Annotated in this window: 5 protein-coding genes; all 5 read right to left on the bottom strand. The window is 65.5% G+C overall.

Going from position 1 to position 4,953, the window contains the following annotated elements; all coding sequences use genetic code 11:
* Positions 1–213: 213 nt before the first annotated feature.
* Entirely contained in the window at positions 214–2,073 is a 1,860-nt protein-coding gene (locus ACVOLV_RS21865) for an ABC transporter ATP-binding protein (RefSeq protein WP_481556193.1), read from the bottom strand.
* A gap of 70 nt (positions 2,074–2,143) precedes the next feature.
* Positions 2,144–2,461, bottom strand: a complete 318-nt coding sequence (locus ACVOLV_RS21860) for a BON domain-containing protein (protein WP_481556192.1) — start codon at positions 2,459–2,461, stop codon at positions 2,144–2,146.
* Positions 2,462–2,651: 190 nt separating this feature from the next.
* A complete protein-coding gene (locus tag ACVOLV_RS21855) occupies positions 2,652–3,296 on the bottom strand; it encodes a trimeric intracellular cation channel family protein (protein WP_481556191.1) in 645 nt (214 codons plus the stop codon).
* A gap of 78 nt (positions 3,297–3,374) precedes the next feature.
* A complete protein-coding gene (locus ACVOLV_RS21850; protein WP_481546865.1) occupies positions 3,375–3,824 on the bottom strand; it encodes a carboxymuconolactone decarboxylase family protein in 450 nt (149 codons plus the stop codon).
* 36 nt (positions 3,825–3,860) lie between these two features.
* Positions 3,861–4,757, bottom strand: coding sequence for an RNA polymerase sigma factor SigJ (gene sigJ, locus ACVOLV_RS21845; protein ID WP_481556194.1), 897 nt, complete (start codon positions 4,755–4,757; stop codon positions 3,861–3,863).
* Between the last annotated feature and the right edge of the window lie 196 nt (positions 4,758–4,953).

The following is a 4,953-nucleotide window of genomic DNA, read 5'->3' as shown; positions in this document are numbered from 1 at the left end:
TTTTATATTTTTTTTTTTTTGTTTGTTTGTTGTTGGGGGGGGGGGGGGGCGGCCGCGCGCGGCGGGCGGCGGGCGCCCCCCGCCCCCCCCCCCCCCCCCCCCCCCCCCCCCACTACGCTCCCTCCCTTTGGCCGCGGGCCAAGGGGATGGCTGGGGAGGGGGGGCTTTTTGCTTCGAAAGCCTCTGCCGAGCATGGCTCTGCACTACAGGTGCTCATCTGTAGCCCGCTGCCTGCAGCTCGAACAACTCCGCATAGCGCCCGCCTTCGATCATCAGCTCTTCGTGGGTGCCGCTGGCTTCGATGCGGCCGTCGGCCAGCACCAGGATGCGGTCGGCCATGCGCACCGATGAGAAGCGGTGCGAGATCAGCACGGCAGTGCGGTTGTCCGAGAGTTCCTTGAAGCGCTGGAACACCTCGAACTCCGCCCGCGCATCCAAGGCTGCGGTCGGCTCGTCGAGGATCATCACCTGCGCGTCGCGCATATAGGCGCGGGCGATGGCGATCTTCTGCCACTGGCCGCCGGACAGGTCCACGCCGGTCTTGAAGCGGCGCCCGATCAACTGGTCGTAGCCAGCGGGCAGGGTGTCGATCACTTCATCGGCCAGCGCGCGCCGTGCAGCATTTTGAATGCGCTGCTTGTCATACATCGACTCGACCAGGCCAACGCCGATGTTCTCGCCTGCGGACAGGTGGTAGCGCACGAAATCCTGGAAGATCACACCCATGTTCGCGCGCAGGTCGTCCAGGTCGTAATCGCGCAGGTCGCGGCCATCGAGCAGGATGCGGCCTTCGTCCGGGTCGTACAGGCGTGCCAGCAGCTTGACCAGGGTGGTCTTGCCGGCGCCGTTCTCGCCGACCAAGGCAATGACTTCACCTGCCTGCAGATGGAAGCTTAGGTTGCGTACCGCCCAGCGCTCGGCATCGGGGTAACGGAAGCCGACGTTGTCGAACACGAAGCCTTCGCGGATTGGCCGCGGTATCGCCACCGCGTCCGGGCGCGAACGGATCTCCGGTTCGATGGCATAGAACGAGAACAGGTCATCCAGGTACAGCGCCTGCCCGGCGACCTGCGAGAAGCCGGTGAGCAGGCCTTCCAGCAACTGGCGCAGGCGCAGGAAGCTGCCGGACAGGAAGGTCAGGTCGCCAATGCTGAAATCGCCGCGGATGGTGCGCCAGGCGATATAACCATAGGCAGCGTAGTAGCCAAGCGTGCCCAAGGCGGCCAGCAACGTGCCCCAGATCGCGCGTTTGCGGGCAAGCGCCCGGTTGGCCTTGTAGAAGCGCTCGGCCAGCAGCTTGTAGCGATCAATCAGGAAACGGTTGAGGTTGAATATCTTCACCTCCTTGGCCGTTTCCACGCTGGCACCTACCTGGCGCAGGTAATCGAGCTGGCGGCGCTCGGGCGTCCAGCTGAAGTTGAGCGAATAGCCCAAGGTGTTGAAGTGTGATTCGCCGATGAAGGCCGGGATCAAGGCAATCGCCAGCAGCACAATCAACCAAGGCGCGTAGACGATCAGGCCGGCGGCGAAGCTGATGACGGTGATGGTGTCCTGCACCTGCCCGAACAGCTGGCTCATCAGGCTCATGCGGCCCATGGTCTGGCGCCGGGCACGGTCGAGCTTGTCCTGCAGGTCGGGGTCTTCGAAATCTTCCAGATCGAGCTCGGCGGCGTGCTCCATCAACCGCACGCTGGTGGCATTGGTGAACAGCTCGGAAAGCAGCGAATCGGCGTAGTTGATCAGCCGGCCGAGCAGATCAGAGCCGATCGCGATGGCCAGTTCCAGCAACAGCAGCTCAAGCAGGGTAGTGAGGTGGCCGCTGGAGAATGCCTCGCTCAGCGGTGGCATCGGGCCGGCGCCGGCCAGGCGCACGGCTTCATCGATGATCAGCTTGCCCACGTACAGCATCGCTACCGGCATCAAGGCGCGGACCAGGCGCAGGCCGAGGCTGGTGATGGTCAGCCAGCGGCTGGTCTGCCACACCTGTCGCAGGAACGGCGGCAGGTTACGCATCGCATCCACGCGCTCGCGGAAGCTGGGTTTCTTGGCGGGAGCGGGCTCGGGGTGTGGCATGTGTGGCTCAAGCGGCGAGGTGCGGGTTCAGGTTACCCGCAAATGCACTGCCCTCGGTGCATCAGTGGGCTCAACCGTCCTTGCCGAGGTCGATATCGCCCATCTGCGCATCGTCGCGACCATCAGGGTTGTCACGGACAGCCTCGCCGGCGGCACCGAACGAGCGCTTGCCACTGTCGACATTGAGATGATTGATCACCTTGTGCACGCCTTCGATGGCCGCAACAACGGTCTCGACCTTGTGTCTCGCATCGGTGCTGGGTACATCGCCGGACAAGGTCACCTGACCGTCTTTGACCTGGGCAAGTACCTGCGACGTCTCGGATTGTTGACCAAGGGTACGGACGACGTCATCGCCGATCAGGGTATCGGAGCGTTCTGCGGACATGGCTGGGTCCTGTTGAAACGGGACGTCCACGATGGCCGATGTAGTGTGAGTTTGGTGTTACCGGAGGCCCTGGCTTTGCTCCCTCTCGTTGCCGCAAGGGAGGGCCGTGGCTTCGCTCCCTCCCTTTGCCGTAGGCAAGGGGAGGGCCGGGGAGGGGTGCTTTGGCTTTGGCTTTGGTTCTTGCTCTACCTCAACTACGCGGCCCTTCCGGCGGCGGCGGCTCCGACGACTGCAAGGCCACCGGCAGATGCCAACCAAAATGCATCGCCATCATCCGCAGGCCAAAGCACAAGCCAGCACCAACCAACGCACAAGGCAACGGCGGCAATCCCAGCCAATAACCCAGCGCAACCACCGCAGCACCAGCCAGCGCGGCAACCGCATACAACTCGGCCTGCAGCACCAGCGGCACCTGTGCCAGCAGCACGTCACGGGCAATACCGCCGCCAATACCCGTCAACATGCCAAGTGCAGCCGCCATCGGCGGATCGATTCCATAGGCCAACGCCTTCTGTGTACCGGCCACGGCAAACAGAGCCAGCCCCATTGCGTCGAACATGCGCACCGGGTACTGCATGCGCTCGATCAGCGGCGCCCAGAAGAAGGTGACGATGCCTGCGGCCAAGGTGATCGCCGGGTAGCGCCAGTCGCTGATCGCCGCCACCGGGGTAGCGCCGATCAGCAGGTCGCGGGTCATGCCGCCGGCCAGTGCCGCCGCGAACGACAGCACCAGCACGCCGAAGATATCCAGCCGCCGCCGCACCCCCATCGTCGCCCCGGACAGGGCGAAGACGAAGGTGCCGATAAGGTCGAGGATCAGTACAAGGGTTCCCATGCGCCGTATTGTGCGGTGTGGCGCGGGCTGCGGCCATCAGTCCGGTCCGGGAAAGATGGCCTTCGACTACTGAACAGCTCAGGGCAGCGGCGGCAGCAGGCTCGCGCCCAGCCGGTTCCAGGCGTTGATCACCGCCACGGCCATGCTGAGATCGCTGATGCCCTTGTCATCGAAATGCGGCCTCAACGCGTCGAAAGCAGCCTGCGAGGGCGCACCGTCTGGCAATCGGGTCATCGCTTCGGCCCAGCCCAGGGCGGCGCGCTCGCGCTCATCGAAGAAGCGGCTCTCATGCCAGGCCGGCAGGGTGTCGAGCTTGCGTGGCTCGATGCCGGCCTTGCGCAGGGCGGTGGCATGCATGTCCATGCAATAGCCGCAGCCGTTGATCTGCGATACGCGCAGGAATACCAGTTCCTGCAGTTCGTGCTCGATCGAGCTGTCGTGCACGGCTTTGCTGGTGGCCAGCAGCCCTTTGAAGGCATCGGCGGCAAGGCGGGCATAGGGCACGCGCGGGAAAGTAGTAGCGGACATCAGGTATCTCCAAACGGCCACCACGGCCGCCTTTCGTTACAAGGACGCGCCAGCGATGTCGGTCGTGACAAGCAGCGGCAACTTTTCCGGATTGAGCATGCTGTACAGGGCGGAGATGCGGCCATCCGCCACTTCGATGGTGGTGAAGGAAGCCAGCTTGCCGTCGGCAAAGCGCAGGATCGCCGGCTCGCCGTTGACGTAGCCAAGCTGCGCGGGCAGGGCGGCGCCGCGGCGAGCGATGGCCCAGTACAGGCGACCGATGCGCTCGGCGCCCAGCAGCGGACGAATCGCTGCGGTGACAATGCCGCCGCCATCGGAGAGCTGGGTTGCATTGGCGTGCAGCAGCGCCTGGATGGCTGGGCTGTCACCGCGTTGCGCTGCTTCCATGAAGCGCTGCAGTAGTTTCCGATGCTGTTCCGGCGCTGGCTGGAAGCGCGGTGCACCGGTCTGCAGCCGCTGTTTGGCGCGGCGTACCAGCTGCCGGCAGTTGGCTTCGCTGTGGCCGAGCAGGCTGCCGATCTGGCGGTAGTCGTGGTCGAAGGCCTCCTTGAGCAGGAAGGCGGCACGTTCGTCCGGGCTCAGCTGCTCCAGCAGGGTCAGGAAGGCGAAAGAGACTTCATTGGCGACGGCATGGATCTGTGCAGGGTCGGTTGCGGTATCTGACGACAGTTCGACCTGCAATGGTTCCGGCAGCCATGGGCCGGGATAGTGTTGGCGTTCACGCTTAGCCGCACGCAGGCGGTCCAGGCTGAGCCGGGTGGTGGCTGTGACCAGCCAGGCCTCGGCATCGCGGATGTCGGCGGAGTCGTTGCCTGCCCAGCGCAGCCAGGCGTCCTGCAGCACGTCCTCGGCATCGGCGCGGCTGCCCAGCATGCGGTAGGCCAATGCCAGCAAGCGCGGGCGGTGGGTCTGGAAGATGGTTTCGGCATTCATACGGGCAGGACGACGCAGGGCGGGCTGGCGTGACAGCGTCACTTTGCCTGAACCCGGCTCTTGTGGTTGTGGGGGGGGGGGGGGGGGGGGGGGGGGGGGGGGGGGGGGGGGGGGGGGGGGGGGGGGGGGGGGGGGGGGGGGGGGGGGGCGGCGGGCGCGGCCCGGCGCGCCGCGGCGCGGCCGCGGCGGGGGGCCG

This window comes from Stenotrophomonas sp. STEN023, assembly GCF_056760135.1.
This window is presented reverse-complemented; position numbering and strand designations above follow the sequence as displayed.

Excerpts from the sequence above, each read along its gene's own strand:
- ACVOLV_RS21855 (WP_481556191.1), bottom strand. The coding sequence starts at position 3,296 with ATGGGAACCCTTGTACTGATCCTCGACCTTATCGGCACCTTCGTCTTC.
- ACVOLV_RS21865 (WP_481556193.1), bottom strand. The coding sequence starts at position 2,073 with ATGCCACACCCCGAGCCCGCTCCCGCCAAGAAACCCAGCTTCCGCGAG.
- sigJ (WP_481556194.1), bottom strand. The coding sequence starts at position 4,757 with ATGAATGCCGAAACCATCTTCCAGACCCACCGCCCGCGCTTGCTGGCA.
- ACVOLV_RS21850 (WP_481546865.1), bottom strand. The coding sequence starts at position 3,824 with ATGTCCGCTACTACTTTCCCGCGCGTGCCCTATGCCCGCCTTGCCGCC.
- ACVOLV_RS21860 (WP_481556192.1), bottom strand. The coding sequence starts at position 2,461 with ATGTCCGCAGAACGCTCCGATACCCTGATCGGCGATGACGTCGTCCGT.